At 61.9% G+C, this 26,756-nt stretch carries 20 protein-coding genes; 14 read left to right on the top strand and 6 right to left on the bottom strand.

What is annotated here, in order from left to right; translation table 11 throughout:
* The first annotated feature begins 125 nt into the window (after positions 1-125).
* The 9 genes from RB548_RS15715 (at position 126) to RB548_RS15755 (ending at position 10,375) form a co-directional block, all read left to right on the top strand.
* Positions 126-1,004: a heme-dependent oxidative N-demethylase family protein gene (locus tag RB548_RS15715; RefSeq protein WP_331372185.1), complete on the top strand. Its 879-nt coding sequence runs from the start codon at positions 126-128 to the stop codon at positions 1,002-1,004.
* Between the two features lie 241 nt (positions 1,005-1,245).
* The gene (locus RB548_RS15720) at positions 1,246-2,697 is read left to right on the top strand and encodes a homospermidine synthase (protein ID WP_331372186.1); all 1,452 of its coding nucleotides are present in this window, start codon (positions 1,246-1,248) and stop codon (positions 2,695-2,697) included.
* Positions 2,698-2,970: 273 nt separating this feature from the next.
* Complete coding sequence (gene omp10, locus RB548_RS15725) at positions 2,971-3,336, top strand: outer membrane lipoprotein Omp10 (RefSeq protein ID WP_331372187.1); 366 nt, start codon at positions 2,971-2,973, stop codon at positions 3,334-3,336.
* A gap of 118 nt (positions 3,337-3,454) precedes the next feature.
* A complete protein-coding gene (locus tag RB548_RS15730) occupies positions 3,455-3,862 on the top strand; it encodes a GFA family protein (protein ID WP_331372188.1) in 408 nt (135 codons plus the stop codon).
* 321 nt (positions 3,863-4,183) lie between these two features.
* Positions 4,184-6,061: a 5'-nucleotidase C-terminal domain-containing protein gene (locus RB548_RS15735; protein ID WP_331372189.1), complete on the top strand. Its 1,878-nt coding sequence runs from the start codon at positions 4,184-4,186 to the stop codon at positions 6,059-6,061.
* A gap of 114 nt (positions 6,062-6,175) precedes the next feature.
* Complete coding sequence (hemH, locus tag RB548_RS15740; protein WP_331372190.1) at positions 6,176-7,210, top strand: ferrochelatase; 1,035 nt, start codon at positions 6,176-6,178, stop codon at positions 7,208-7,210.
* Positions 7,211-7,356: 146 nt separating this feature from the next.
* Positions 7,357-8,352: an SPFH domain-containing protein gene (locus RB548_RS15745; RefSeq protein WP_331374987.1), complete on the top strand. Its 996-nt coding sequence runs from the start codon at positions 7,357-7,359 to the stop codon at positions 8,350-8,352.
* 11 nt (positions 8,353-8,363) lie between these two features.
* Positions 8,364-8,819: an NfeD family protein gene (locus tag RB548_RS15750; RefSeq protein WP_331372191.1), complete on the top strand. Its 456-nt coding sequence runs from the start codon at positions 8,364-8,366 to the stop codon at positions 8,817-8,819.
* Positions 8,820-8,935: 116 nt separating this feature from the next.
* Positions 8,936-10,375 (top strand): outer membrane beta-barrel protein, encoded by a 1,440-nt coding sequence (locus RB548_RS15755; RefSeq protein ID WP_331372192.1) that lies wholly within the window; start codon positions 8,936-8,938, stop codon positions 10,373-10,375.
* A 223-nt stretch (positions 10,376-10,598) separates the two neighbouring features.
* Here RB548_RS15755 and galU read toward each other — a convergent pair whose 3' ends face one another.
* The gene (galU, locus tag RB548_RS15760) at positions 10,599-11,486 is read right to left on the bottom strand and encodes a UTP--glucose-1-phosphate uridylyltransferase GalU (RefSeq protein WP_331372193.1); all 888 of its coding nucleotides are present in this window, start codon (positions 11,484-11,486) and stop codon (positions 10,599-10,601) included.
* Positions 11,487-11,566: 80 nt separating this feature from the next.
* On the opposite strand from galU, the gene RB548_RS15765 reads away from it, so the two are divergent.
* The 3 genes from RB548_RS15765 (at position 11,567) to RB548_RS15775 (ending at position 14,420) form a co-directional block, all read left to right on the top strand.
* Positions 11,567-11,755: a hypothetical protein gene (locus tag RB548_RS15765; RefSeq protein WP_331372194.1), complete on the top strand. Its 189-nt coding sequence runs from the start codon at positions 11,567-11,569 to the stop codon at positions 11,753-11,755.
* Positions 11,756-11,785: 30 nt separating this feature from the next.
* The gene (locus RB548_RS15770; protein ID WP_331372195.1) at positions 11,786-13,006 is read left to right on the top strand and encodes a lytic murein transglycosylase; all 1,221 of its coding nucleotides are present in this window, start codon (positions 11,786-11,788) and stop codon (positions 13,004-13,006) included.
* 190 nt (positions 13,007-13,196) lie between these two features.
* Positions 13,197-14,420 (top strand): DUF459 domain-containing protein, encoded by a 1,224-nt coding sequence (locus RB548_RS15775; protein ID WP_331372196.1) that lies wholly within the window; start codon positions 13,197-13,199, stop codon positions 14,418-14,420.
* Positions 14,421-14,586: 166 nt separating this feature from the next.
* Here RB548_RS15775 and RB548_RS15780 read toward each other — a convergent pair whose 3' ends face one another.
* On the bottom strand, positions 14,587-16,044 hold the full coding sequence (locus RB548_RS15780; protein WP_331372197.1) for a glutamate synthase subunit beta: 1,458 nt from the start codon (positions 16,042-16,044) through the stop codon (positions 14,587-14,589).
* A 101-nt stretch (positions 16,045-16,145) separates the two neighbouring features.
* Complete coding sequence (gene gltB, locus RB548_RS15785; RefSeq protein ID WP_331372198.1) at positions 16,146-20,870, bottom strand: glutamate synthase large subunit; 4,725 nt, start codon at positions 20,868-20,870, stop codon at positions 16,146-16,148.
* A 556-nt stretch (positions 20,871-21,426) separates the two neighbouring features.
* Here gltB and RB548_RS15790 point away from each other — a divergent pair.
* Positions 21,427-22,473, top strand: coding sequence for a threonine aldolase family protein (locus RB548_RS15790; RefSeq protein WP_331372199.1), 1,047 nt, complete (start codon positions 21,427-21,429; stop codon positions 22,471-22,473).
* 167 nt (positions 22,474-22,640) lie between these two features.
* Here the strand turns inward: RB548_RS15790 and RB548_RS15795 are convergent, their stop codons facing one another.
* Entirely contained in the window at positions 22,641-23,102 is a 462-nt protein-coding gene (locus RB548_RS15795) for an Hsp20 family protein (RefSeq protein ID WP_225108588.1), read from the bottom strand.
* A 564-nt stretch (positions 23,103-23,666) separates the two neighbouring features.
* Here RB548_RS15795 and RB548_RS15800 point away from each other — a divergent pair.
* The gene (locus RB548_RS15800) at positions 23,667-24,656 is read left to right on the top strand and encodes an alpha/beta hydrolase (RefSeq protein ID WP_331372200.1); all 990 of its coding nucleotides are present in this window, start codon (positions 23,667-23,669) and stop codon (positions 24,654-24,656) included.
* 62 nt (positions 24,657-24,718) lie between these two features.
* Here RB548_RS15800 and hisN read toward each other — a convergent pair whose 3' ends face one another.
* Positions 24,719-25,513 (bottom strand): histidinol-phosphatase, encoded by a 795-nt coding sequence (gene hisN / locus RB548_RS15805; protein WP_331372201.1) that lies wholly within the window; start codon positions 25,511-25,513, stop codon positions 24,719-24,721.
* 308 nt (positions 25,514-25,821) lie between these two features.
* Entirely contained in the window at positions 25,822-26,703 is an 882-nt protein-coding gene (locus tag RB548_RS15810; protein WP_331374988.1) for an N-formylglutamate amidohydrolase, read from the bottom strand.
* Between the last annotated feature and the right edge of the window lie 53 nt (positions 26,704-26,756).

Consider the following 26,756-nt stretch of genomic DNA (forward strand, 5'->3'; position numbering starts at 1 on the left):
GAAATGCAATTACAGCAAGAATATACACGCGCAAGAGCTATAGCACGAATCGCTTGTGGCCGAATGCCCACCATGCCAATGGAAGGGAAATATGGTTAAGTGGCGAAGTCTTCCGGTCCTCCAGTATGAAACACACCCCCTACGACGGTTCGTCGAAACCCTTCACGATCGGCCTCGTGCAGTTCGATCCCGATCGGTGGATCGAACTGGACGATGCGCTTGAGTTCTATCTCGACGAAAAGGCGCGGCTGCTCACGTCCATGCGCGAGAGCATTTTCCTTGCCGAGGCCGGAACGGAGGCCGCGCAAGACGAACTCCTGAATGTGCTCACCGAATACCTGCCGAACCGCTATCCGACGCTCTACCGGCGCGAGGGCGACGCGATGGTCGTCGTCGAGCGTCGGGTGGAGCTTGCCGGCGATGCCGCCCTCGTCACCGCCGGCTCACTGATCCAGGACGACCTTGCGATCATGGAGCGCAAGCACGGCGATTGGCGGCTTGCCGCGGCCTATGTCGCCTTTCCATCCTCCTGGTCGCTCGCAGAGAAATTCGGCCGGGCGATGCACGAGATTCATGCGCCCGTTCCCGGCTTCGGCCAGGGCACGCGCAATGCCGAACTCATCACCCGGATGTTCGACAATCTTTCGCCCGGACGTTTCGTCGAACGCTTCAACTGGGCGATCAACGTCAACGGCGCGCTGCACCTGCCGAAGTCGAAATCCGAGGGGGTCGATGCCGAGGCGGTCTCGCTTTCCGAAGACGGTACCTTCATCCGCATCGAGCGCCAGACGCTTCGCAAACTGCCGGAGACCGGTGCGATCGTCTTCACGATCCGCATCTATTCCGACCCGCTTGCCGCGCTCAGAAGCCGGCCTGATGCGGCAGCGCTTGCCCGATCCTTCGTCGCCCAACTCAGCGAATTGACGCTGCCGCAGGCGGCATACAAGGGTCTTGTGAGCAAGCGGGAGGCTCTGATCACGGCGTTGCTGGCGATTGTCGGTTAAGCAAAGTCTCAAGTCACGGTTGACGCGGCCGCCCTTTATTGTGACAGGAAACTATGCTCTAGAGCATCCGCTTTCAACGATTTCACCTGAAAGCGGGCAAGACACTCTATAACGGCAATGATTCAGCGCCTCGGAGCGTTCATCGAACGCGCGGGCGCTGCTGGCTTTAACAGAGACTCAAGCACCCGCTTTCCGCGCGTTTAACCAACCTCACAGGGATGTTTTCTCAGGAGAAGACCAAATGGCAGATACCACCTATCCGGTTTATGGCGAGATCACCGGCCCGATCGTCATGATCGGTTTCGGCTCGATCGGCCACGGCACCTTGCCGCTGATCGAACGCCACTTCAAATACGACAAGAACCGGTTGATTGTGGTCGAACCGCGCGAAGACGCCAAGGACACGGAGATATTCGAGCGCCATGGCGTGCGTCACGTGAAGGAATACGTGACCAAGGATAACTATAAGGAGCTCCTGAAGCCGCTGCTGACCGAGGGCGGCGGACAGGGCTTCTGCGTCAACCTCTCCGTCGACACGTCCTCGCTCGATCTCATGAAGCTCTGCCGCAAGCTCGGTGTGCTCTATATCGACACGGTCGTGGAGCCTTGGCTCGGTTTCTACTTCAACACCGAAATGGACAACGCCGCGCGCACCAATTATGCGCTGCGCGAGACGGTGCGTAAGGAAAAGCAGAAGAACCCGGGCGGCACCACCGCGGTTTCGACCTGCGGCGCCAACCCGGGCATGGTCTCCTGGTTCGTCAAGAAGGCGCTCCTCAACCTCGCCGACGATCTCGGCCTGAAATACGAGGAACCGCACCAGGACGACCGCGAAGGCTGGGCGAAGCTGATGAAGAAAGCGGGCGTCAAGGGCATCCACATCGCCGAGCGCGACACCCAGCGCAGCAAGCAGCCGAAGCCGCTGGATGTCTTCTGGAACACCTGGTCGGTCGAAGGCTTCATTTCCGAAGGCCTGCAGCCGGCGGAACTCGGCTGGGGCACGCACGAAACCTGGATGCCGAAGAACGCCAAGAAGCACAAGAAGGGCTGCAAGGCGGCGATTTATCTGGAGCAGCCGGGCGCAAACACGCGTGTCCGCACCTGGTGCCCGACGCCCGGTCCGCAGTACGGCTTCCTCGTCACCCACAACGAGTCGATCTCGATTGCCGACTTCTTCACCGTTAATGGCAAGGACGACGAAGTCACCTACCGCCCGACCTGCCACTACGCCTATCACCCCAACAACGACGCCGTGCTTTCGCTGCACGAGATGTTCGGCAACGGCGGCAATGCGCAGCCGGTGCACCACGTTCTCGACGAGAACGAACTCGTCGACGGCATCGATGAACTCGGCGTGCTGCTCTACGGCCACGACAAGAACGCCTACTGGTATGGTTCGCGCCTGTCGCTGGAAGAAACCCGGCGCATCGCGCCCTATCAGAATGCCACCGGCCTGCAGGTGACGAGCGCCGTTCTCGCCGGCATGGTCTGGGCCCTTGAGAACCCGAAGGCGGGCATCGTCGAAGCCGACGAGATGGACTACAAGCGCTGCCTGGAAGTACAGCTTCCCTATCTCGGCCCGGTCGAAGGCCACTACACCGACTGGACGCCGCTCGATGGCCGCCCGGGCCTGTTCCCGGAAGACCTCGACACCAAGGATCCGTGGCAGTTCCGGAACATCCTCTTCCGCTGAAACCGCGGCAGATAAGGCGCAAAATACGGCCCGAAGCATAACTGCTTCGGGCTTTTCATCGCCGTGACAAGGTTGCATCGGAGGTGCGAAACCAACCGTCCGGAAAGAGGGAAACGCGCTCTAAGATGTTAGAATCGATCACGTTTACGATCTGGCGTGATCCGATCCAAAATCGTCGAGATTTCAGGGACGGTCTTGCTTTCAACTCATGATCGCGGCATGGTTTCGCGCACAAAACGAAACCGCCAAGGCAAGACGCGGGAGAAAACGCCAATGAAGCCTTTCGCCATTCCGACCCTTCTGGCCGCCGCGGCAGCGCTGGCATCATGCCAGTCGTCGCCACGGGAAGTCGGCGGAGCGCTGCCCCGCCAGGCGGCCGGCGTCGAGGGCGCCTGGGTCGATCCGAACGGTATCGTTTCCACCTTCGCCGGCGGGACCTTCTCGACGCGGACCACCGACACCAACCAGCTGCTTGCTTCCGGCAACTATGTGAATGTCAGCCCGACGCTTGTCGAAATCAGCATGACGTCGCTGGTGCGCAACACGCAGTCGAAGGTCAACTGCGCGCTCGTTACGCAGACACAGCTGAACTGCACCACCGATTCCGGCGCTCAGTTCTCGCTTACGCGCCGCGGCTGAGGCGGACGGGCGAGGCGACGGACGCCCCTCTCCGCATCCTGTGAAATGACGAGGGCCCGCCGAAGCGCGGGCCTTTTGCTGCCTTTGACGATGACGAACCCTCCGTTCCGAGAAGACGATGCTGATAACCTACACCGGAAGTTGCCATTGCCGCGCCGTTCGCTTCGAGGTCGACCTGGACATCGGCGCCGGCACCGGAAAGTGCAATTGCTCCATTTGCACGAAGATGCGCCTGTGGTCGGTTCGGGTGAGGCCGGAAGCCTTTCGCCTCGTCGAAGGCGAGGGTGAACTGACGGATTTTCAGGGCAAGAACAGGGTCGCCCATCACCTCTTCTGCAAACATTGCGGCGTGCACCCTTTTGAGCGCATCGGTGTCCCGAACATGACGGGCGGTCCGTACCTCAATATCAATGTCGCATGTCTCGACGACGTCGACATCGACGAGCTGATGGCAGCACCGGTCGCCTACTACGATGGCCGCAATGACAATTGGGGAGAGACGCCCGCCGAAGTGCGGCATCTCTAACGCATGTCGCCCAAAAGTGTGCAGCGGTTTTGGGACAACGACATGCACGAAAACAAAGACCTAAAGCGCGTCGCATGAGGCCGTTTAAACGCGACGCGCTTTGGGCCGGAAGCCATCGAGCATCGTGACTTCCGACCCCCATCCCATCATTCGGCAGCCGGCTTAACCCTAGCTGGAATCCGGCGAAGAAAGAGCGGCTTTAGCGCTTGAAGTCGGCCGCAACTGGTGAAAACATCCGGCACGCCACCTCGGTCAGGGGATCGAGCATTTCCGCGCGATTTGCGATCGATCGGAAATCCACAGGCAGAACGGGAGAACATCATGATCAGACACATACGGACCGGCCTGATGACCGCGTCTATTCTCGCTCTTTCTTCGGGCGCCGCCTTCGCCGATTATGAATTGAACATCCTGCACATCAACGATCTCCACTCTCGTATCGAGTCGATCAACAAGTTCGATTCGACCTGCTCGGCGGAAGAGGAAGGCAAGAACGAGTGCTTTGGCGGCGTCGCCCGCCTGAAGTCGCTGATCGACCAGAAACGCCAGGAGCTGACAGGCAAGAACGTGCTTCTGCTCAATGCAGGCGACAACTTCCAGGGCTCGCTCTTCTTCACCACCTACAAGGGCGCGGCGGAAGCGGAATTCCTGAACCTGATGAAGTTCGATGCCATGACCGTCGGCAACCACGAATTCGACGAAAGCGAAGACGGGCTCGCGAGCTTCCTCGACAAAGTCACCTTCCCGGTCGTAACCTCCAATGTGCTGCCGAGCTACAAGTCGAAGATCGGCGACCGGATCAAGCCTTCGATCGTGCTCGATGTTGGCGGGCAGAAGATCGGCATCGTCGGTGCGGTCGCCAACGACACGCCCGAGCTTTCCTCTCCCGGACCGGACATCCTGATCGGCGAGGACGTTGCGACGATTACGAGCGCCGTGGAGGAAATCAAGAAACAGGGCGTCAACAAGATCATCGCCCTCACCCATGTCGGCTACCCGCGCGACCTCGCAGCGATCGCGAAAATCCCGGACGTCGACGTCGTCGTCGGCGGTCACTCCCACAGCCTGTTGTCGAATACCGACGAGAAGGCGGAAGGCCCCTACCCGACCATGGTCGACAACCCCGGCGGCTACAAGGTGCCGGTGGTGCAGGCCGCGTCCTACAGCAAATATCTCGGCGACCTCGTCGTCACCTTCGATGACAGCGGCGTGGTGAAGGCCGCCAAGGGCGATCCGATCCTGGTCGACTCCTCGGTAAAGCCCGACGAGGCCGTGCTTGCCCGGATCCAGGAGCTCGCCAAGCCGATCGAAGAATTGCGGACCAAGGTCATCGCCAAGACGGAAACACCGATTGATGGCGCACGCGAGAATTGCCGCGCCAAGGAATGCGAAATGGGCACGCTGGTGGCCGACGCCATGCTCGACCGCGTCAAGGGCCAGGGTGTCACGATCGCCATCACCAATGGCGGCGGGCTGCGCGCCTCGATCGACGCCGGCGACGTGACCATGGGCGAAGCCATCACTGTGCTTCCCTTCCAGAACACGCTCTCGACCTTCCAGCTAAAGGGCGCCGACATTCGCGCCGCGCTGGAAAACGGCCTGAGCCAGGTCGAAGAGGGCGGCGGTCGCTTCCCGCAGGTGGCGGGCCTCAAATATTCCTTCGACCGCTCCAAGCCGGCCGGCAGCCGGCTCGTGTCTGTCGAGGTGAAGGAGGGCGAAGCTTTCGCCCCGCTCGACCCGGAAAAGACCTATTCGCTCGTCAGCAACAATTTCATGCGCGGCGGCGGCGACGGCTATGCCGTCTTCAAGACCAAGGGCGAGAACGCCTACGATTATGGTCCGGGGCTGGAGACCGTGCTCGCCGACTATCTCGCGGCGCACCAGCCGTTCAAGCCCTATACCGATGGCCGCATCACGGAAGTCGCCGCGGCGGCAGGCGCGACTGCGAGCGACACGGCTGCGCCAGCCGCCGAGACAAAACCGGCGGAGAGCACGGCAGCCGCACCGGCGCAGCCTGCAACCGAGACCGCAGCTGCCGGACCGCAGAAGCATGTCATTGCCAGAGGTGACACGCTTTGGGATCTCGCTGAGTCCTTCTACGGCAACGGCGTCGAGTGGAGGAAGATCTCGACCGCCAATGGCAATCCGGCACCGCGGGCGCTCGAGATCGGCCGCGAATTGCAGATCCCGGCCAAGTAAGACAATTTGCCTCTGACAGACCGGCCGGCGCGGGCTTCCCCGCGCCGGCTTTTCTTTTTAGAAGAGTTTGAAACCGAAGGCGCCGGTAACCGAAGGGCGCCCATGAGGATCGAGATGACGACCGCCCCTGCCGAACCAACAACTGACCACGCTGCCGGGAAATCCGGGAAGATCGGTGTGCTGCTCGTCAATCTCGGCACGCCGGACGGTACCGACTACGCCTCCATGCGTCGTTACCTCAAGGAGTTCCTGAGCGACAGGCGCGTCATCGAATGGTCGCGTCTCTATTGGTATCCGATCCTCTACGGCATCGTGCTCAACACCCGCCCCGGCAAAGTCGGCAAGGCCTATGAGGTGATCTGGAACAAGGAGCGGAACGAAAGCTGGCTGCGCACCTACACCCGCAACCAGGCCGAGCTGATGGCGAAGACCTTTGCCGATCGACCGGAGGTGGTGATCGACTGGGCGATGCGCTATGGCCAGCCGTCCATCGCTTCGCGCATGGAGGCGCTGCAGCAGAAAGGCTGCGATCGCGTCCTCGTTTTTCCGCTTTATCCGCAATATGCCGCGGCCACGACTGCGACCGTCAACGACAAGGCCTTCGAAGCCCTGCTGAAGATGCGCTGGCAGCCGGCGCTGCGCACTGTTCCGGCCTATCCCTGCGACCCGGTCTATATCGATGCGCTCGCCGCCTCGATCAGCAAGCACCTTGCAACGCTCGACTGGGAGCCGGAAGTGGTGCTCGCCTCCTTCCACGGCATTCCGCAGAACTATTCCGATCAAGGTGATCCCTATTATTTCCAATGCCAGGAGACCGCACAGCTGCTGCGCGAGAAGCTCGGCTGGCCGGAGGACAAGCTGCAGGTTACCTTCCAGTCCCGCTTCGGCCCGGAGGAATGGCTGCAGCCCTATACGGACAAGACGGTCGAGAAGCTGGCGAAGGACGGCGTCAAGCGTCTCGCGGTCGTCAATCCCGGCTTCGTCTCCGACTGTCTGGAAACACTGGAGGAAATCGCCGGCCAGGCCGCCGAAAGCTTCCACCACAACGGCGGCGAGAAATTTGCGCATATTCCCTGTCTGAACGACAGTGCCGAGGGCATGGCAGTGCTGAACCATGTCGTCCGCCGTGAGCTTGAGGGCTGGCTCTGAGCGGCCCCACTCTGGACCCCGCTTGAATTCTTCCGGCGAATCGCCACGTCATATCATACAGCGCCGTGCGTCTTTCAGACGCACACAGGACGCTGCAGTGGGGGCAGCACTCCAAACGCTGGAGTTGCGAAGAGGGAGATATGTCGGTGGGCGGCATGGATATCGCAGTCATTGCATTCGTCGTTCTCGTCGTCCTGGTGCTTTTTGCCGGGATCAAGACGGTGCCACAGGGCTATCTGTACACGGTCGAGCGCTTCGGCCGTTACACGAAGACCATGGAACCGGGGCTGAACCTGATCATACCTTTCATCGATCGCATCGGCGCGAAGATGAATGTGATGGAGCAGGTCCTCGATGTGCCGACACAGGAGGTCATCACCAAGGACAACGCCAGCGTGTCGGCGGATGCGGTTGCTTTCTATCAAGTGCTGAACCCCGCCCAGGCCGCCTATCAGGTCGCTCATCTCGAGAATGCCCTCCTCAACCTGACGATGACCAACATCCGCTCGGTGATGGGCTCGATGGACCTCGACGAGTTGCTTTCCAACCGCGATGCGATCAACGACCGGCTGCTTAGGGTCGTCGACGAGGCGGCCAATCCCTGGGGCATCAAGATCACCCGCGTCGAGATCAAGGACATCGCGCCACCGACGGACCTGGTCGAGGCGATGGCCCGGCAGATGAAGGCGGAACGCGAAAAGCGCGCGCAGGTGCTGGAGGCGGAAGGTGCCCGCAACGCGCAGATCCTGCGCGCCGAGGGCGCCAAGCAATCCGCAATCCTCGAGGCCGAGGGCCAGCGCGAAGCCGCCTATCGCGAGGCGGAGGCGCGGGAGCGCCTGGCGGAAGCAGAAGCCAAGGCGACCCGCATGGTATCCGAAGCGATCGCCGCCGGAGACGTGCAGGCGATCAACTACTTCGTCGCGCAGAAGTATACCGAGGCGCTCGCTTCGATCGGCACGGCGAACAACCAGAAGATCGTGCTGATGCCGATGGAGGCCTCCTCGCTGATCGGCTCGCTCGGCGGTATCGGTGCCATCGCGAGGGAAGTCTTCGGCGATGGCCAGCCGCCTGGCTCGCCGCGCCCACGCCAGTCGACGCCGCGCACGGGTCCGGCCGCCAATTCCTCCGAAACGACTTCTTGAAGGGCGTCGCCATGATCGCACGCGTCGTCCTCGAACTCGGCCCCTGGAGCTGGTGGGTGCTCGGCCTCGTCCTGCTGGCAGCGGAATTGGTGCTGCCCGGCGTCTTTCTCGTCTGGATCGCGCTCGCAGCCCTTGCCACCGGCATCCTCTCGCTCCTGCTGTGGGAAGCGTCCTTCTGGATCTGGCAGGTCCAGTTCGTCGTCTTCGCGCTGCTGTCGGTAATCGCGGTCCTTATCGGCCGCCGCTTCGTCTCCTCGTCGAAGACGAGCGACGAGCCTTTGCTCAACCGGCGCGGCGAAAGCCTCGTCGGCCGCACCGCGGTTTTGGAGCAGCCGATCGCCGAGGGCCGAGGGCGCGTGCGCCTGGACGACACGACCTGGGCGGTCGAAGGGCCGGATCTGCCGGTCGGGACGCGCGTCCGCATCGTGGCAAGCAGCGGCCGCCACCTCACTGTCGAGCGCGCCTGAGCGGATCGCTGGAAACCGGCCCGGAAACCGGATTTTCCGTTTGGAAACGATTGCTTAACCACGTGCCTTTACGGTTGCGAAACGATTGCAATCACGTTTTCGCGGACAGACGGCGCATGGGGGCCAAAATTTCACGCTCGATCACGGCGGGCGCCTTGCGCCCGAGGATGCGCGCGTGGCTCCTCGCGGGCTGCGCCATCTTCGCCATCACGCCCGCAAGCGCTCAGAGCCTCGACAATCCATCGATTGCCGGCACCGCAACAGGCATCACCGGTGCCACCGGCAATACCGCCGCGATCACGGACCCAGAGACGACCGGCGCCGTTGCCGCCAGCGATCTTCCTCCGGCACTCGACGAGGACTTCAACCGCCTCAACCGGCGCGAGGAGACGATCGATGGCCTCCGCACACGCATCGACCCCTACGAAGGCCAGGCACCGGGCATCCGTATCGGCACCTTCGTCCTGAAGCCGGCTCTCAGCGAAACCTTCAACCACGAACGGCAGAAGACGGGCGACCGCAGCGAGAGTCGCAGCTTCATCGAGACGGGCCTCAAGGGGTCGCTGACTTCCGACTGGTCGCGCCACCAGCTGAGCGTCACCGGTGAAGGCGTCCTGCAGAACAACACGTCCGGCGAGGGGGAAGAAGAACCGCGCGCGGATGTCGACGCCGAACTGCGCCTCGACCTCAGCGACCAGACGACCGCACGGCTGAGGGCGGGTTACAGCTTCGAGCGGGAAGACGCCAACGATCCCAACGCGATTGCCAATGCCGAAGAGCAATCCGGCGTCAACATCTATCGGCTGGGCGCTGCGGTCGAGCGCGACTACGGTCTCATTCGCGGATCGCTCGGCGTCGATTTCGAGCGTCGGACCTATGGCGACGTCGAGCTCGACAATGGCACGAGGCTTTCCGTCGAGGACCGAAACCGCAACATCGGCCTATTGGACGCGCGCATCGGCTACGAGCTGTCCCCTGCCCTCATCCCCTTCCTGGAAGCGTCGGTCGGGAAGTCGAACTACGATCTGCGCGAGGACATGTTCGGCTTCCAGCGGTCCTATCAAAACTATGCGGGCCGCGCCGGATTGGAGGTCGATCTGGGCGAAAAGCTCAATGGCGAACTCGCATTCGGCTACGAAAGCTATCGTTTCGACGATGATCGCCTGGGAGATCTTCGCGGGTTGTCGGTTGACGGCCGCGTAAACTGGTCCCCGCAGAGGGGCACCGACGTCCTGCTCGGTCTCGAAACCTATCTCGACCCTTCGACGACGCCAGGCGACGCGGGCTCGATCAACTATGCTCTGACCAGCATCGTCACCCGCCAACTGCGCTCGACGCTGGTCGCCCGGCTGTCGAACAGCCTGACATTGAGTAACTTCCCCTCGGACGCTACCTCCTCCGACGAAACCACCTGGCGAACCGGCGCCGGCCTGACCTGGGACATGAATCGCTATCTCGCACTTACCGGAGACGTCAGTTACGAACGGACGAACCGGGACCGCGGCCAGTCGACCGATACCGCTCGAATCGGCGTTGGACTGACGCTAAGGCGCTAGAGCATCCCGCTTTCAAGTGGAATCACTGAAAGCGGATAAGATGCTCTAGAATCAAAGCTCACATCTAGAGCGCCGTGCGTTCACTTGAACGCACGGCGCTGTACTTGGAAAGAAACGCATGAGGAGAGCCAGTGCGGGCTTCCGGTGTGCATCCCACTTCGGAGGTCGCCATTAAAAAGGCCGCGCCTTTTCGGCGCGGCCAGGTTTTGCGACCCGACAGGGATCACCTCAGGCTTTGCAGCAATGCCTTCAGCGGCCCTTCGACGGAGGGACGAATGTCACCGCGCTCGAGCGCGAACGCGACGTTCGCGAGAATGAACCCGTCCTTCGCCCCGCAGTCATAAGTATCGCCGCGGAAGTGATAGGCGGCAAAAGGCTGGGCGCCGGAAAGCTTCACCATGCCGTCGGTCAGCTGGATCTCGTTGCCGGCGCCGCGCTCCTGCCGTTCCAGGATCGGGAAGATCTCCGGCTGCAGGATGTAGCGGCCGTTGATGAAGAAATTGGAGGGTGCGGTACCCTGCGCGGGTTTCTCGACCATCTTGGTGATCTTGAAGCCATCGCCGATTTTGTCGCCGACGCCGACGATGCCGTATTTGTGGGCCTGGTCGGGCGCACATTCCTCGACGGCGACGACGTTGCCGCCGCTTTGCTCGTAGAGTTCGACCATGCCCCTGAGGCACCCCTTTTCACCCTTCATGATCATGTCGGGCAAAAGCAGCGCGAAGGGTTCATTGCCGACGAGATCACGCGCGCACCAGACCGCATGGCCGAGGCCGAGCGGCGCCTGTTGGCGCGTGAAGCTGGTGGTGCCGGCCTTCGGCAATATGCCCTCGAGCAGCTCGATTTCCGCCTTCTTGTTGCGTTCGCGGAGCGTCTGATCGAGTTCGACCTGAATATCGAAATAGTCCTCGATCACCGCCTTGCTGCGGCCGGTCACAAAGATCAGGTGCTCGATGCCCGCTTCCAGCGCCTCGTCGACGACATATTGGATGACCGGCTTGTCCACCACCGTCAGCATCTCCTTCGGCACCGCCTTGGTTGCCGGCAGGAAACGCGTGCCAAGTCCCGCCACGGGGAACACGGCTTTGCGGACTTTACGCTTGTCGGTCATAGACATCTCCTTGCAGTGGTTCTCAACTCTAGCCCGAAAGGGGCAAATTGGATTGGATTTAGTCGCCGATCGCTATTTTTTTGCAAAAGAAGACGACGTCGCTTATTCATGGTAAAGACTTTGTTGACTTCGTTTCTGTAGGCTTCTCCCCTGATCCGATGCGGTTTCCGCTGTTCGGAATGAAGAAGAACCGCATGCTGCCCGTTCACGGCCTGCTGCGGGCGACATTGCAAACCCGGAGTATTCCGTCCGGCATGAACGCCGGCTGAACGCTCGCTGAGAAACGGAACCGATAGCTGATGATCAGAAACCGCAGGATGTTCTTTAGCCATATCGCCGCCGCCCTCGTCGTTACCGCCGCCACGTTTGGCTCAGCACCTGCACATGCAGACACGGGCTTCCAGAACTGGATCAACAATTTCTATTCGACCGCCGCCAAGGCCGGCATTACCCAGGCGACCTACCGCAAGGCCTTCGCCGGCGTGAAGACACCTGATCCCGGAGTGCTCGAAAAGGCGAACTACCAGCCCGAGTTCAAGCACAAGATTTGGGAGTATATCGACTCGCGTGTCAATCCGTACACAAAGCGGGTCGGACAGGAAATGGCCGCCAAGCATGCCCGCACGCTCAACTCGCTTGAACGACACTTCGGCGTCGACAGGAACATTCTGCTCGCGATCTGGTCGATGGAAACGAACTATGGCGCCGTCCTCGATAAGGATGACCGGCTGCACTACGTGCCGCGCGCCCTGGCCACACTTGCCTATGCCGATGCGAAGCGGTCCAAATACGCCAGGACTCAATTGATCGCGGCGTTGAAGATCCTCCAGAGCGGCGACATCACCCCGCGCGAACTGACCGGGTCCTGGGCGGGCGCCATGGGACACACGCAGTTCATTCCGACAAGCTACCTGCTTTATGCGGTCGACGCCGACGGAAACGGGCACCGCGACATCTGGAATTCGGTCCCGGATGCGCTGGCCACAGCCGCCAACCTCTTGAGGAAGAACGGGTGGCAGCCGGGCGAGACCTGGGGCTACGAAGTGGTGCCACCGGCGAATGCAGCGAAATATTCCGGCCAGACGAAAACGCTTGGCCAATGGGCAGCGCTCGGCTTCCTCCGCCCGAACGGCAAGGGTTTTCGCAATGCCGGTACGCGCGCCGAGCTCAAGCTTCCGAGCGGCGGCAACGGTCCCGGCTTCCTGATGACGAAGAACTTCTTCGTCATCAAGCGCTACAACGCGTCCGATTCGTATGCGCTTGGAGTCGGGCTGCTGGCCGACCAGATCGCTGGCTACGCGGGCATGCAGCAGCGCTGGCCACGCCCGGACGGATCGCTCGATATCAGCGAAAAGTTCGAGCTGCAGAACCGCCTGAAGGAGCTTGGCTATTACAACGGTGAAGTCGACGGCAATTTCGGCTCAGGTTCGAAGGCCGCGATCCAGGCCTTCCAGACCCAGAACGGCCTGACGCCGGATGGCGAACCGACACAGCACCTCCTGCGCGCCTTGCGCAACTAAACGCACTTTGCGGAATCTTCTGAATCACGGCGATTTGCGCTCATTCGATCCCAAATTGCCGTGATTTGGCGTATGGTGAGGCTGCACTTCAGCGCCGCACGTCTCGCCGACGCGCAAAGGTCGCTGAGCACTCTGAATTTCTGCGTTCGACGGTGAAAGCGATCATGTTGCCAATCAGAGAAACGCACCAATGAGACGGTTGTTGCGTCCGTTTCGTTTAGCGCCGATCTTCATAGCTGCGGCAGCGATGCTTTTTGCCGGTTTCTTTGCCACCATGGCCGAAGCGCAGGAGCCGCCCCCGCGGCGGAATGTTCTGCAGAGGCTCTTCGGCGTCTTCATTCCGCAAAGGCGCACCTACTATCAGGACCAATACTATCCCCGCCAGCCCGCGCCCCGACGCGTGCTGAAGCGCCGGCAGCAGCCGGCAGAACCGCAGCGAGCGCGCCCTGGCCGGGCCAAGCCGCGGCCGGCGGAAACGCCGCCGCCAGCGCCGGTCATCGCAAAATCTCCGGATGCAAAAAAGGTCCTGGTCGTCGGCGACTTCGTTGCCGGAAGCCTCGGCGACGGCCTCAAGGTTGCGTTCGAAACGACGCCGGGAGTTGTGATCGAAACGCGCACCAACGGCTCCTCAGGCCTCGTCCGCAACGACTATTTCGACTGGCCGAAGATGCTGCCGGACTATGCATCGGAACTGAAGCCTTCCGTCATCGTCGTCAGCCTCGGCGCCAATGACCGCCAGATGATGCGGATTGGCGACACCAAGGAGCAGTTCCGCACCGATCTCTGGGCGGAGGAATATCGCAAGCGCGTGAACGCGCTCGCGACTCTGGCGCGCAAGGACGGATTGCCTGTTCTCTGGGTCGGCATGCCGCCGTTCCAGTCGAGCGCAATGACCGCCGACATGGTGACGTTCAACGGCCTCTTCCGCGAAGAGGTGGAAAAGGCTGGCGGACAGTTTATCGATATCTGGGATGGCTTCGTTGACGAGGGCGGCAAATTCGTCCTGACCGGCTCCGACATCAATGGCCAACAGGTCCGCCTGCGCGGTTCCGACGGCATCAACCTGACCAAGGCCGGCAAGCGCAAACTCGCCTTCTATGTCGAGAAGGACATCCGCAAACTGCTCGGCGAGGCGGCCGCCACGACCGACGTGCCGGGTGCCGAGGAACTGAAGGACCTGGTCGTCACGGCACCGCTCGCCAACGAGGATATAGTCAAGACGCAGCCGATCGGCGTGACCGATCCGGAACTCGATGGTGCGACCGCTTTGCTTGGAGGCGACGCGCCCTTGAAGAGCACGGGCAAGAGCCCGCGCGACCTGCTCATCGAGAAGGGCGAGGTCGTCGCCGCGCCGCCCGGCCGCATCGATGATTTTCGTCTGGCAAAGCCGGAGGCGGTGGTAAGTGGCCGCTGATGCGAAATTGAGCGACGCGAGCCGAGGTTCGCCCCTCATCCGGCCTGCCGGCCACCTTCTCCCCGCAGGCGGGGCGAAGGAGACTTGTGGTGCCGCCCCAATCCCCTCTCCCCGCCTGCGGGGAGAGGGTTAGGGTGAGGGGCAAGCCCAAGACAGGTAAGGGCCGCTACCGCGGCAGGACGCTCGACCCCATCAGCGCTTCGTCGATCGCCCGGGCAGCCTGTCGTCCTTCGCGGATCGCCCAGACGACGAGCGACTGGCCGCGGCGGACGTCGCCGGCGGTCCAGAGCTTGTCGACCGACGTCTTGTAGTCCCGCTCATTGGCGACAACATTGGTCGAGCCGCGCCGGTCGGTGTTAAGCGTCAGCTTGTCGCCGAGATCCTTGAGCACGCTGTTGGTGAAGGGACCACGGAAACCGATGGCGATGAAGGCGAGATCGGCCTTGATGATGAACTCGGTTCCGGCGATCGGCTTGCGGCGCTCATCGACCTGACAGCACTTGACACCGGTAAGCACGCCATCCTCGTCGCTGATGAACTCCAGCGTCGCGACCTGGAACTCGCGAACCGCACCTTCCGCCTGGCTGGAGGACGTGCGCATCTTCGTCGCCCAGAACGGCCAGACGGCGAGCTTGTCTTCCTTTTCCGGCGGCTGCGGACGAATATCGAGCTGCGTCACCTTGACTGCACCCTGGCGGAATGCCGTGCCGACGCAGTCGGACGCCGTATCGCCGCCGCCGACGACGACGACATGCTTGCCGCCGGCGAGGATCGGTTCGGACGGCCAGCCGACGCTGTCGATGTTCTCGCGGCCGAGGCGGCGGTTCTGCTGCACCAGATATGGCATTGCATCGTGCACGCCGGCAAATTCCACGCCCGGTATTCCGGCGTCGCGTGGCGTCTCGGAGCCGCCGCAATAAAGAACAGCGTCACTGTCGTCGAGGAGCTTCTGCACCGGCAGGTCTGCACCGACATTGATGCCGCAATGGAAGGTGACGCCCTCGCCACGCATCTGCTCGATGCGGCGATCGATGAAGTTCTTCTCCATCTTGAAGTCCGGGATGCCGAAGCGCAGCAACCCGCCGGGCTTCGACTCGCGCTCGTAGACATGGACTTCGTGGCCGGCGCGGGCAAGCTGCTGGGCGGCCGCCATGCCGGCCGGACCCGAGCCGATGATCGCCACCTTCTTGCCGGTCTTGGTGACGGCCGGCTGCGGTACGATGTATCCCATCTCATAGGCCTTGTCGGCGATCGCCTGCTCGACCGTCTTGATCGCGACCGGCACATCCTCGAGGTTCAGCGTGCAGGCTTCCTCGCACGGCGCCGGGCAGACGCGGCCGGTGAATTCCGGGAAGTTGTTGGTCGAATGCAGGTTGCGGATCGCCTCGTCCCAGTTGCCGTTGTAGACGAGGTCGTTCCAGTCCGGGATCTGGTTGTGCACCGGGCACCCCGTTGGCCCATGGCAATAAGGGATGCCGCAGTCCATGCAGCGTGCGGCCTGCTTCTGCACTTCCTGGTCGGACATGGGAATGGTGAATTCACGGAAATGGCGGATGCGGTCGGACGCCGGCTGGTACTTTGCCACCTGCCGGTCGATCTCCAAAAACCCAGTAACCTTGCCCATCTTACGATCCTGATATCTTCAAATCTCACACAGGCGCGTTCAAGCGCGCGAGGAGCCCCCGGGATCCTTCCCGGGCCGGGGGCCGTTATCACAGGGGCCGGTTACTCGGCCGCTTCAGCCATCTTCATGCGCTCCATGTCTTCGAGCGCGCGGCGGTATTCGACCGGCATGACCTTGCGGAATTTCGGCCTGTAGTCCGCCCAGTGATCGAGGATCTCCTTGGCACGCAGCGAACCCGTGTAGTGCAGATGATTGGAGATCAACTGGTAGAGCCGCTCCTCGTCGTGACGTGTCATGTCACCCGAAACATCGACCATGCCCTTGTGCATGAGGTCGCCGCCGTGGTGGTGCAGCTTCTCCAGCATGTCGTCTTCCTCCGGCACCGGCTGCAGTTCGACCATCGCCATGTTGCAGCGGCGGGCGAAATCGCCCTCCTCGTCGAGCACATAGGCAACGCCGCCGGACATGCCGGCCGCAAAGTTGCGGCCCGTTCCGCCGATGACGACGACCACGCCGCCGGTCATGTATTCGCAGCCGTGATCGCCGACGCCTTCGACGACCGCGATCGCACCGGAGTTACGCACCGCGAAGCGCTCGCCGGCGACGCCATTGAAGTAGCATTCGCCCGAGATTGCTCCGTAAAGCACGGTGTTGCCGACGATGATCGACTGATGCGGCACGATCTTGGCGTTTTCTGGCGGCCGGACGATGATACGTCCGCCGGAGAGCCCCTTGCCGACATAGTCGTTGCCGTCGCCCACGAGGTCGAAGGTGATGCCGCGAGCGAGGAACGCGCCGAAGGACTGGCCCGCCGTGCCCTTGAGCGTGACGTTGATCGTGCCGTCCTTCAACCCCTTGTGACCCCAGCGCTTGGCGAGCGCACCGGAAAGCATCGCGCCGGCCGAACGGTCGACGTTCTTGATCTCCGTCTCGAAAGCGACCGGCACCTTGGTTTCGAGCGCGGTCTTCGCCTTTTCGATCAGGTTGCGATCGAGAATGTCGTCGATCGGATGCTTCTGGCGCTCGGTCCAATAGGTCGCTTCCTTTGGAGCCTCCACCTTGTGGAAGATCTTCGAGAAGTCGAGACCCTTGGCCTTCCAGTGCTCGATCATGCGGTCACGCTCGAGCAGTTCCGAAGCGCCGATGATCTCATCGAGCTTTTTGATGCCAAGCGATGCGAGGATCTCGCGCACTTCCTCGGCAACGAAGAAGAAATAGTTGATGACGTGCTCAGGCGTGCCCTTGAAGCGCTTCCGGAGTACCGGATCCTGGGTCGCGACACCGACGGGACAGGTGTTCAGATGGCACTTGCGCATCATGATGCAGCCGGCGGCGATCAGCGGTGCGGTCGCGAAACCGAACTCGTCCGCACCGAGCAGCGCCCCGATGATAACGTCGCGGCCGGTCTTCAGGCCACCATCGACCTGCAACGCGACGCGCGAACGCAAACCGTTGAGGACAAGCGTCTGCTGGGTCTCGGCGAGGCCGATTTCCCACGGGCTGCCCGCATGCTTCAGCGAGGTCAGCGGCGAGGCACCGGTGCCGCCGTCGAAGCCGGCGATCGTGATGTGATCGGCGCGCGCCTTGGCGACGCCGGCCGCAACCGTACCGACACCCACTTCCGACACCAGCTTGACGGAAACATCCGCCTCCGGGTTGACGTTCTTCAAATCGTAGATCAGCTGCGCCAGATCTTCGATCGAATAAATGTCGTGGTGCGGCGGCGGCGAGATGAGGCCAACGCCGGGCGTCGAATGCCGGGTCTTGGCGACCGTCGCGTCGACCTTGTGGCCGGGAAGCTGGCCGCCCTCCCCGGGCTTTGCCCCTTGAGCCACCTTGATCTGCAGCACGTCGGCATTGACCAGATATTCGGTGGTGACCCCGAAGCGGCCGGATGCGATCTGCTTGATCGCCGAGCGCTGCGGGTTCATCGAGCCATCCGGCAGCGGCATGTAGCGGTCGCTCTCCTCGCCGCCTTCGCCGGTGTTCGACTTGCCGCCGATTCGGTTCATGGCGATTGCCAGTGTCGTATGCGCCTCGCGGCTGATCGAGCCGAAGGACATCGCCCCGGTCGAAAAACGCTTGACGATATCCGCCGCCGGCTCGACTTCCTCGACCGGGATCGGCTTGCGGCCAACGGCCTCGGCGGTCTTGATCGTGAAGAGGCCGCGGATCGTGTTCATGCGCAGCGACGACGCATTCACCATCTCGGCAAATTCGCGGTAGCGGTCGTCAGCATTACCGCGCACGGCGTGCTGGAGCGAGGCAATGGCATCGGGCGTCCAGGCATGGCTCTCGCCGCGCATGCGGTAGGCATATTCGCCGCCGATGTCGAGCGTGTTGGCCAGCACCGGATCGGCGCCAAAGGCCGCCTTGTGGCGGGCGACCGTTTCGGCCGCGATCTCGTCGAGACCGATGCCTTCGATCGTTGTCGCGGTGCCGAAGAAAAACTGGTCGACCAACTTCGACGACAGGCCGACCGCATCGAAGATCTGCGCGCCGCAGTAGGATTGATAGGTCGAAATGCCCATCTTCGACATGACCTTGAGGATGCCTTTGCCGACCGCCTTGATGTAGCGGTAGACGACCTCGTTGGCGTCGACTTCCTTCGGGAACTCGCCGCGCTTGTGCATGTCGACCAGCGTGTCGAAGGCGAGGTAAGGGTTGATCGCCTCGGCGCCGTAGCCGGCGAGCAGGCAGAAATGGTGCACCTCGCGCGGCTCGCCCGATTCGAGCACGATGCCGACCGAGGTACGCAGGCCCTTGCGGATCAGGTGGTGATGCACTGCCGCCGTCGCAAGCAGCGCCGGGATCGCGACACGATCCGGACCGACCTGACGGTCGGAGAGCACGATGATGTTGTAGCCGCCCTTGACCGCCGCTTCCGCCCGCTCGCAGAGACGATCGAGCATTTCCGGCATGCCTTCCGCACCGCGCGAAATGTCATAGGTGAAGTCGAGCGTCTTGGTGTCGAACCGGTCTTCCGTGTGGCCGATCGAGCGGATCTTTTCGAGGTCGCCATTGGTGAGGATCGGCTGGCGAACCTCGAGCCGCTTGGCATGCGCCATGCCCTCGTGGTCGAGGATGTTGGGTCGCGGACCGATGAACGAGACGAGGCTCATCACCAGTTCCTCGCGGATCGGATCGATCGGCGGGTTGGTGACCTGCGCGAAGTTCTGCTTGAAATAGGTGTAAAGCAGCTTGGTCTTGTTCGACATGGCCGAGATCGGCGTGTCGGTACCCATCGAGCCAATCGCTTCCTGCCCGGTCGTCGCCATTGGCGACATCAAGAGTTTGGTGTCTTCCTGCGAGTAGCCGAAGGCCTGCTGGCGGTCGATCAGCGATACATCGCGGCGAAGCGCCCGCGGCTCGACCGGCTTCAGGTCCTCGAGGATCAACTGCGTGTCATCGAGCCACTTGCGGTAGGGATGCTTGCCGGCGAGCGAAGACTTCACCTCCTCGTCGGAGATGATGCGGCCTTCTTCCATGTCGATCAGCAGCATCTTGCCCGGCTGCAGGCGCCACTTTCTGACGATCTTGTCCTGGGCGACCGGCAGCACGCCGGCCTCCGACGCCATAATGACACGGTCGTCGCTGGTGACGATATAACGCGCCGGGCGCAGGCCGTTGCGATCAAGCGTGGCGCCGATCTGGCGGCCGTCGGTGAAGGCCACAGCCGCCGGCCCGTCCCACGGCTCCATCAGCGCTGCGTGGTATTCATAGAACGCCTTGCGTTCCGGCGACATCAACTGGTTGCCGGCCCAGGCCTCGGGGATCAGCATCATCACCGCATGGGCAAGCGAGTAGCCGCCCCGCACGAGGAATTCGAGCGCGTTGTCGAAGCAGGCCGTGTCCGACTGGCCTTCATAGGAAATCGGCCAGAGCTTGGAGATATCGTCACCGAAAAGCGGCGAAGAGACGGAAGCCTGCCGCGCCGCCATCCAGTTGACGTTGCCGCGCAGCGTATTGATTTCGCCGTTGTGCGCGACCATGCGATAGGGATGCGCGAGCTTCCACGACGGGAAGGTGTTCGTCGAGAACCGCTGGTGCACCAGCGCCACCGCCGACTGGAAGCGCTCGTCGGCAAGATCCTTGTAGTAGGTGCCGACCTGGTAGGCGAGGAACATGCCCTTGTAGACCACCGTCGAAGTCGACAGCGATACGACGTAGAAGCCGAGGTCGCCGCCATCCGCCTCCGCATAGATGCGGTTGGAGATAACCTTGCGCAGCGTGAACAGCCGGCGCTCGAATTCGGCGTTGGTGGCAGCGTCGCGACCGGCACCGATGAAGATCTGCACGTGGTGCGGTTCGGTGGCGGCGATGTCCGGCGCCTTGGAGAGCGATGAATTGTCGACCGGCACGTCACGGAAGCCGAGCAGGTGCTGGCCTTCCTCGGCGACGACCTCGCTGATCACGTCCTTGAAATGGGCGATCAGCTTTTCGTCGCGCGGCATGAAGAGATAGCCGACGGCGTATTCGCCGGCTTTCGGCAGGGTAACGCCCTGCTTCGCCATTTCCTCGCGGAAGAAGCGATCGGGAATCTGGACGAGGATGCCGGCGCCATCGCCCATCAGCGGGTCGGCGCCAACGGCGCCGCGATGCGTCAGGTTTTCGAGCATGAAGAGGCCATCGCGCACGATCTGATGCGACTTCTCACCCTTCATGTGAGCGACGAAGCCGACGCCGCAGGCGTCGTGCTCGTTTCGCGGGTCATAGAGCCCCTGTTTTCGCGGTAATCCGGACGGGAAAGCGGGCGTTTTCGCAACCATCGCAGCGCCGTGTGCGAGGTGGAGCCCTGATTGCTGTGATGGCGAATGATCCGTCATCGTCTTCCCTCCTATTGGCCCGGAATCCCGGGCATACCGCCGCCCGCGCATCCCTCGCCGCGTCGGCGCCTTTCGCGCCGCGGCAAGGCCGGGCATTATCGTCGCATGATCCTGATCAGGTCGCAAATAAGCGCGGCTGCACCAGGCACGAATGTCCCGCGACCATCCTGATGGCAGGCGTCAACAACCGGATGAAACCCGGCGGAAACCCCTTGCGCTACACGCCGAATGCCGCATTTTTCGGCACTTCCGGCGATTGTTCCGGTCCCTAGACCGAAATAGGACAGCAAACCTGTCCTATTTCATGCGCTCTATGCCAGAAAGCGCCCCCATTCGCAAGGGCATATGAGCAAATATTGGAAGAGATTTTGCCGAAGATTGCCGGAAATTTCGCGCTTTTAAAATTAAATTACAAACCGCTCGGTGCTTTCTTCACTTTGGTTTCAAACTGGTCTTGTGTTGGCCTACCTGCCGGGCAGCCGCATTGATCGTCCGTGGAAGTCGGCTATGGTCTCGCCGAAGCGGCCGGGCGTGGCCCAAACCAGGGTGATTTCAGATGATCTTTTCCTCCGACAACTGGGCTGGCGCCCATCCGGCAATCGCCGAAAGCCTGATGGCTCATGCAGGCGGCTATGCTTCCGCCTACGGTACGAGCGAACTCGACCGGAAGGTGGAAAAGAAATTCTCCGAAATTTTCGAAAGGGAGGTGGCGGTATTTTTCGTGGGTACCGGAACTGCCGCAAACGCGCTGGCGCTGTCCAGTGTCAACCGGGCAGGCGGCGTCGTCTTCTGCCATCGGGAGGCGCACGTCAACGTCGACGAGTGCGGCGCACCGGAATTCTTCTCCCACGGGGCAAGGCTTTGCCCGGTCGATGGCATTCGCGGCAAGATGGACGCATCTGGGCTTGAGGCCGAAATCCGTCGCTTTCCCCCGGAATTCATCCATGGCGGCCGGCCGATGGCAGTAACCCTTACCCAGGCAACGGAAAGCGGCACGATCTATTCGCCGGCGGAAATCGATGCGATCGCGGCCGTTGCGAAATCGCACAAGCTTCCGCTGCACATGGACGGTGCGCGCTTCGCCAACGCGCTCGTCGGCCTCGATGTGTCGCCGGCGGAGATGACCTGGAAACGCGGTATCGACCTCTTGTCGTTCGGCGGCACCAAGAACGGCTGCTGGTGTGCCGAAGCGCTGATCCTGTTCGACCCTTCGAAGGCGCACGAAATGCACTTCCTGCGCAAACGTGCCGCCCAACTTTTTTCCAAGTCCCGCTTCATCGCCGCGCAGTTCGAAGCCTATCTCTCAGGCGATCTGTGGCTCAATCTCGCCCGCCATGCGAACGCGATGGCGGCGCGCCTTGCCGATGGCATTTCCGCCTCGGCGAAAAGCCGGCTCGCCTGGTCGCCCGACGCCAACGAGGTCTTCGTGATCCTCAAGCAGGACGTGGCGTCGAAGCTGCAGCAACAGGGCGCCGTCTTCTACGACTGGCACGTGCCAGATGAACTGGCAGACAGGCTGGCCCAAGACGAGGGGCTTTACCGGCTCGTCACCAGCTTTGCCACACGATCGGAAGACGTCGACCGCTTCATCGAGACCTGCTGACTGCCGGAAACTGCGGCGCCGTGCATCTTTTCAGACGCACAAGGTCGCTGTGGCACTTTGAATTGCTGCATGTTTTTAAAGTCGGCTCCGATCAGGGAGGCATGCAGGTGGGTGTGAAAAAAGGCGGCGCCCCTCGGACGCCGCCTTCCTCCGTTCCTTAGACCGGATTAGAGGGTCTGGGCCTCGATCTGCTTCGGCTGCGAGGCAACCGAGGTGATCTCGATGCGACGCGGCTTGGCTGCCTCCGGAATCTCGCGAACGAGATCGATATGGAGCAGGCCATTCTTCAGCGAAGCGGACTTGATCTCGACATGGTCGGCAAGCTGGAAGCGGCGCTCGAATGCGCGCTTGGCAATGCCGCGATGGAGAAACTGGCTCTCCTCGCCCTTGTCTTCGCTCTTTTCACCCTTGATCGTCAGCGTGTGCTCACGCGCTTCGACCGAAAGCTCGCTCTCGTCGAAGCCGGCGACGGCCATGGTGATGCGATAGGCATTTTCGCCCGTGCGTTCGATGTTGTAGGGCGGGTAGGTCTGCGACTGATCGGGCTGACCCAGGCTGTCAAGCATGGTGAACAGGCGATCGAAGCCGACGGTGGAACGATAGAGGGGGGAGAAATCAAAGTGACGCATGGTGTCCTCCTTTAGAGCAACGGTTTGCGATGTCTGGTCTGCCACCCCATCAGGCGGCGGCACGACCGGTGAACGGACCCGTCATCGGCGTCCGTAATCAACAGATGGGAATACGCGCGCGCCAGTTCAAGGGAATTTCCGCGCGGATTTTCTCGGGCCGGCACTACTGCATGTTTCGTTAAATCGTCGCCGATTTAAGGATAGAAACAGGCAGCAGTTCAAAGTGCTACGGCGTCTTTTGCGCATCTGATAGGACGCGCAGCGCTATAGGTGAACAGAACATGAATGACCGGTTCGGCCCCCGTTCAGCCGACGCGGGTTAAAACAGGGACACTGGGAAGAAACTCCCGGCGCTGAAGTGACCATGTCCCTTCTGCTTCAGCGGCCGGAAACGGTGATCGTCCGGATTTCACCCACCGTTTCCGGCCTTTTTTCTTTTGACGCGCGCGAGGCCACCGCCTATCCCTGAGGGCGTGACGCGGTTGGGGGGGGCGGAATGCTCTCATCCTCCTCTTTCCGCGGCAACGACTTCAACGCGCTTTACATCTCGGGCCGTCGCTCTTCATGACCACGATCCTCTATTCGACGCCAGACAATCCGATACCGGGTAAGTACGCGACAGGTTTTTTCGATGGGGTCGCCAACCGCAAGATCCGTTACGCGGTCTTCAAGACGGAAGCCTCGGTAGCCCGCGGTACCGTCGTGCTGCTGCAGGGGCGCAACGAGACGATCGAGAAATATTTCGAAACGATCGCCGAACTTACCGCTGCCGGTTTTTGGGTCGCCACCTTCGATTGGCGCGGCCAGGGCGGCTCCGAGCGGTTGCTGCGCCAACCCGGTCGCGGCCATGTCGCTCGTTTCACCGACTACGAGCGCGATCTCATGATCTTCCTCGAGAAGATCGTGCTGCCCGACACGCGCCTGCCCTTCTCCATCGTCGCCCATTCAATGGGCGCGCTGGTGGCGCTGTCGCTGGCGCCGATGCTCGCAAGCCGGATCGACCGCATGGTGCTGCTCGCGCCCTTTGTCGGCCTCAGCGGCCAGGCCATCGACCAGCGAGGCATTTTTGCGATCGCGACGATAATGGACCGGCTCGGCTTTGGAACGCTGCCGCTAAATGGCGACAAGGGCAACCGCCCCTTCACGGACAACGTCCTGACGGCCGATGCGCGCCGCTATGCGCGCAACCAGGCGCTGCCTGATGCCTGCCCGCAATTGCGGCTCGGACCACCGACCGCCCGATGGCTGCGCGAGACTTTCCGGGCAATCCGGCGCGTCCTGCGCCGCGAGCACCTGACGCAGGTCACTGTGCCGACCATCATCCTGGCGCCGACAGCCGACCGCCTCGTGCCGCATCTCGCTGTCGAATTCCTGGCACGCAACTTCCGCGCCGGGCACATGATCCCGATAGACGGCGCGCGTCACGAACTCTTTCATGAAGCCGACCGTTATCGCGCCCAGGCGATGGCGGCGATTTTCGCGTTCCTGCCCGGCTCCGAGAACGCCGACGAGGCGCCCCAGCAATTCGAGGACAGCTTAGTCCTTACTGCATGATTCCTAAATCGAAATCGATTTAAGGACAAAATCATGCAGCAATTCAAAGTGCTACAGCGACCTCAGCGCGTCCCGTCGGACGCGCGGCGCTGTAGTATTTCCAGCGCCTGCGTGTGGATCTCGCGACTGCCGGCGGCAATGATCTCGCCGCCCATTTCCGCCGCCCCGCCCTGCCAATTGGTGACAATGCCGCCAGCCTGTTCAATCAACGGGATAAGGCCGCCGACGTCGTAGGGCTTCAATCCGCACTCGATGACGAGGTCGACGTGGCCGGATGCGAGAAGCGCGAAGGCGTAACAGTCGCAACCGTAGCGGAAGAGCCGCACCTTGGCCTGCAACGCCTCGAACCGCTCCTTTAGGTCGCCGGTATAGAGATGCGGCGAGGTGGTGAACAGCACCGCGTCCGAGAGCGCATCGCAAGCACGCGTCGAAAGCACCTTCTCTCCACCGGGACCGCGATAGGTTGCCTTCTCGCCGTCGGCAAAATAGCGCTCGCCGGTAAAAGGCTGGTCCATCAGCCCCATCACGGCCTTGCCGTTGCGATAAAGACCGATCAGCGTTCCCCATACGGGAAGACCGGAAATGAACGCACGCGTCCCGTCGATCGGATCGATGACCCAGACATGTTCGCGGTCGAGACCGACATTGCCGTGCTCCTCGCCCAAAATGCCGTGCTGCGGAAACGCGCCTTCGATCAACGCGCGGATCGCCGCCTCAGCCGACCTGTCCGCCTCCGTGACGGGGTCGAACCCGCCTTCCAGCTTGTTGACGACGCTGGTGCCGGTCCGGAAACGCGGTATCGTCTCCGCTTTGGCAGCATCGGCGAGGCGATCGAAAAAGGTACGGTCCGGCAACATGTCGCTCTCTCCAGGAAAGGAAGGGAAGGCGATCTGATTAGACGAATTTGATCGAAAGGCAAGAATGCCGAATTCGAGGAAATGGAGGCCGACCGTGCGCGCTCGATTCGCGCACGCGTCGCCGTCCGGTTTAGGAAAATTTCCCGCTGCGACTGCGAAAGTTTTCGCCCTCACAACTTGACATTTGTGCAGCGCAACATTAGAGTCTTGAGGCAGTCATTCGTGGCTGCAAATACCCTCCTTGGGTGTTTCCTCCCTAGACTTGACCGCGCCGCTGGCGCGGTTCTTTTTGAGCGGCGAGCCGCGCGCTATTCTGCCGCAAGCGGCAGATAGGCGCCATATTCCTCGACATGTTGCGCAAGTGCGGCGATGAACGTCGTGAGGTCGGCCGCCAGTGCGGCAAATCCCGACTTTTTGACGAGCGTCACCTCGTCGACATAGAGGCTGCGGTTGATTTCGATCTGGAGCGCGTGCAGTCCGCGTGTCGGCCGTCCGTAGTGTTCGGTAATGAACCCGCCGGCATAGGGCTTGTTGCGGGCGACCACGTAACCAAGCTGCTCGAGCAGACTGACGGCAGTGCGCGACAACTCGCCCGCCGCGCTCGTTCCGTAGCGGTCGCCGATAATAAAGTCCGGACGCTGGCCGCTGCCTGGAAGATGGACGTTGCCCGGCATCGAATGGCAATCGATCAGCACCGACATCCCGAATTGCACATGGGTGCGGGCGATCAGCTTCCTGAGCGTCGCGTGGTAGGGCTTGTAGATCGACTCGATGCGTGTCAGCGCTTCCTCGACCGGAAAGCGGCCGCGGTAGATCTCCATGTTCTCGGCAACCAGCCGCGGCACGGTTCCAAGCCCGCCGGCTACCCGCATGGAGCTTATGTTGGCATGAGCCGGCAACGGCCCTTCGAACATGCGCGGGTCGAGTTCGTAGGGTTCCCGGTTGACATCGAGGAAGGCACGCGGGAAATGGGCGCGAAGCAACGGCGCACCCAGAAAGGTCGCGTTCTGAAACAGCTCGTCGACGAAGTGATCTTCCGAACGGCGGATCGAATGCGCATCGAGCCGCGACTGATCAAGAAAGGACTGCGGATAGGACCGGCCGCTATGCGGGGAATTGAACACAAAAGGGAGCCGCTGACTTGCGGGTTCCAGTACCTCGAAAAACTCCCGCTCGACCGTTTCCCCCATCGCAACCCTTTTTACCATGTCCGGATCTTGCTGTTTAGATCATGTTGCCAGTT

Origin of the sequence: Sinorhizobium chiapasense (genome assembly GCF_036488675.1) — a bacterium.
In the GTDB taxonomy this organism is placed as follows: domain Bacteria; phylum Pseudomonadota; class Alphaproteobacteria; order Rhizobiales; family Rhizobiaceae; genus Sinorhizobium; species Sinorhizobium chiapasense.

What these genes read in the sequence shown, in the direction of transcription:
- RB548_RS15800 (WP_331372200.1), top strand. Translation starts at nt 23,667, where the DNA reads ATGACCACGATCCTCTATTCGACGCCAGACAATCCGATACCGGGTAAG.
- RB548_RS15720 (WP_331372186.1), top strand. Translation starts at nt 1,246, where the DNA reads ATGGCAGATACCACCTATCCGGTTTATGGCGAGATCACCGGCCCGATC.
- RB548_RS15770 (WP_331372195.1), top strand. Translation starts at nt 11,786, where the DNA reads ATGATCAGAAACCGCAGGATGTTCTTTAGCCATATCGCCGCCGCCCTC.
- RB548_RS15810 (WP_331374988.1), bottom strand. Translation starts at nt 26,703, where the DNA reads ATGGGGGAAACGGTCGAGCGGGAGTTTTTCGAGGTACTGGAACCCGCA.
- RB548_RS15730 (WP_331372188.1), top strand. Translation starts at nt 3,455, where the DNA reads ATGCTGATAACCTACACCGGAAGTTGCCATTGCCGCGCCGTTCGCTTC.
- hisN (WP_331372201.1), bottom strand. Translation starts at nt 25,513, where the DNA reads ATGTTGCCGGACCGTACCTTTTTCGATCGCCTCGCCGATGCTGCCAAA.
- RB548_RS15750 (WP_331372191.1), top strand. Translation starts at nt 8,364, where the DNA reads ATGATCGCACGCGTCGTCCTCGAACTCGGCCCCTGGAGCTGGTGGGTG.
- RB548_RS15775 (WP_331372196.1), top strand. Translation starts at nt 13,197, where the DNA reads ATGAGACGGTTGTTGCGTCCGTTTCGTTTAGCGCCGATCTTCATAGCT.
- omp10 (WP_331372187.1), top strand. Translation starts at nt 2,971, where the DNA reads ATGAAGCCTTTCGCCATTCCGACCCTTCTGGCCGCCGCGGCAGCGCTG.
- hemH (WP_331372190.1), top strand. Translation starts at nt 6,176, where the DNA reads ATGACGACCGCCCCTGCCGAACCAACAACTGACCACGCTGCCGGGAAA.
- gltB (WP_331372198.1), bottom strand. Translation starts at nt 20,870, where the DNA reads ATGACGGATCATTCGCCATCACAGCAATCAGGGCTCCACCTCGCACAC.
- RB548_RS15790 (WP_331372199.1), top strand. Translation starts at nt 21,427, where the DNA reads ATGATCTTTTCCTCCGACAACTGGGCTGGCGCCCATCCGGCAATCGCC.
- galU (WP_331372193.1), bottom strand. Translation starts at nt 11,486, where the DNA reads ATGACCGACAAGCGTAAAGTCCGCAAAGCCGTGTTCCCCGTGGCGGGA.
- RB548_RS15755 (WP_331372192.1), top strand. Translation starts at nt 8,936, where the DNA reads ATGGGGGCCAAAATTTCACGCTCGATCACGGCGGGCGCCTTGCGCCCG.
- RB548_RS15780 (WP_331372197.1), bottom strand. Translation starts at nt 16,044, where the DNA reads ATGGGCAAGGTTACTGGGTTTTTGGAGATCGACCGGCAGGTGGCAAAG.
- RB548_RS15735 (WP_331372189.1), top strand. Translation starts at nt 4,184, where the DNA reads ATGATCAGACACATACGGACCGGCCTGATGACCGCGTCTATTCTCGCT.
- RB548_RS15795 (WP_225108588.1), bottom strand. Translation starts at nt 23,102, where the DNA reads ATGCGTCACTTTGATTTCTCCCCCCTCTATCGTTCCACCGTCGGCTTC.
- RB548_RS15715 (WP_331372185.1), top strand. Translation starts at nt 126, where the DNA reads ATGAAACACACCCCCTACGACGGTTCGTCGAAACCCTTCACGATCGGC.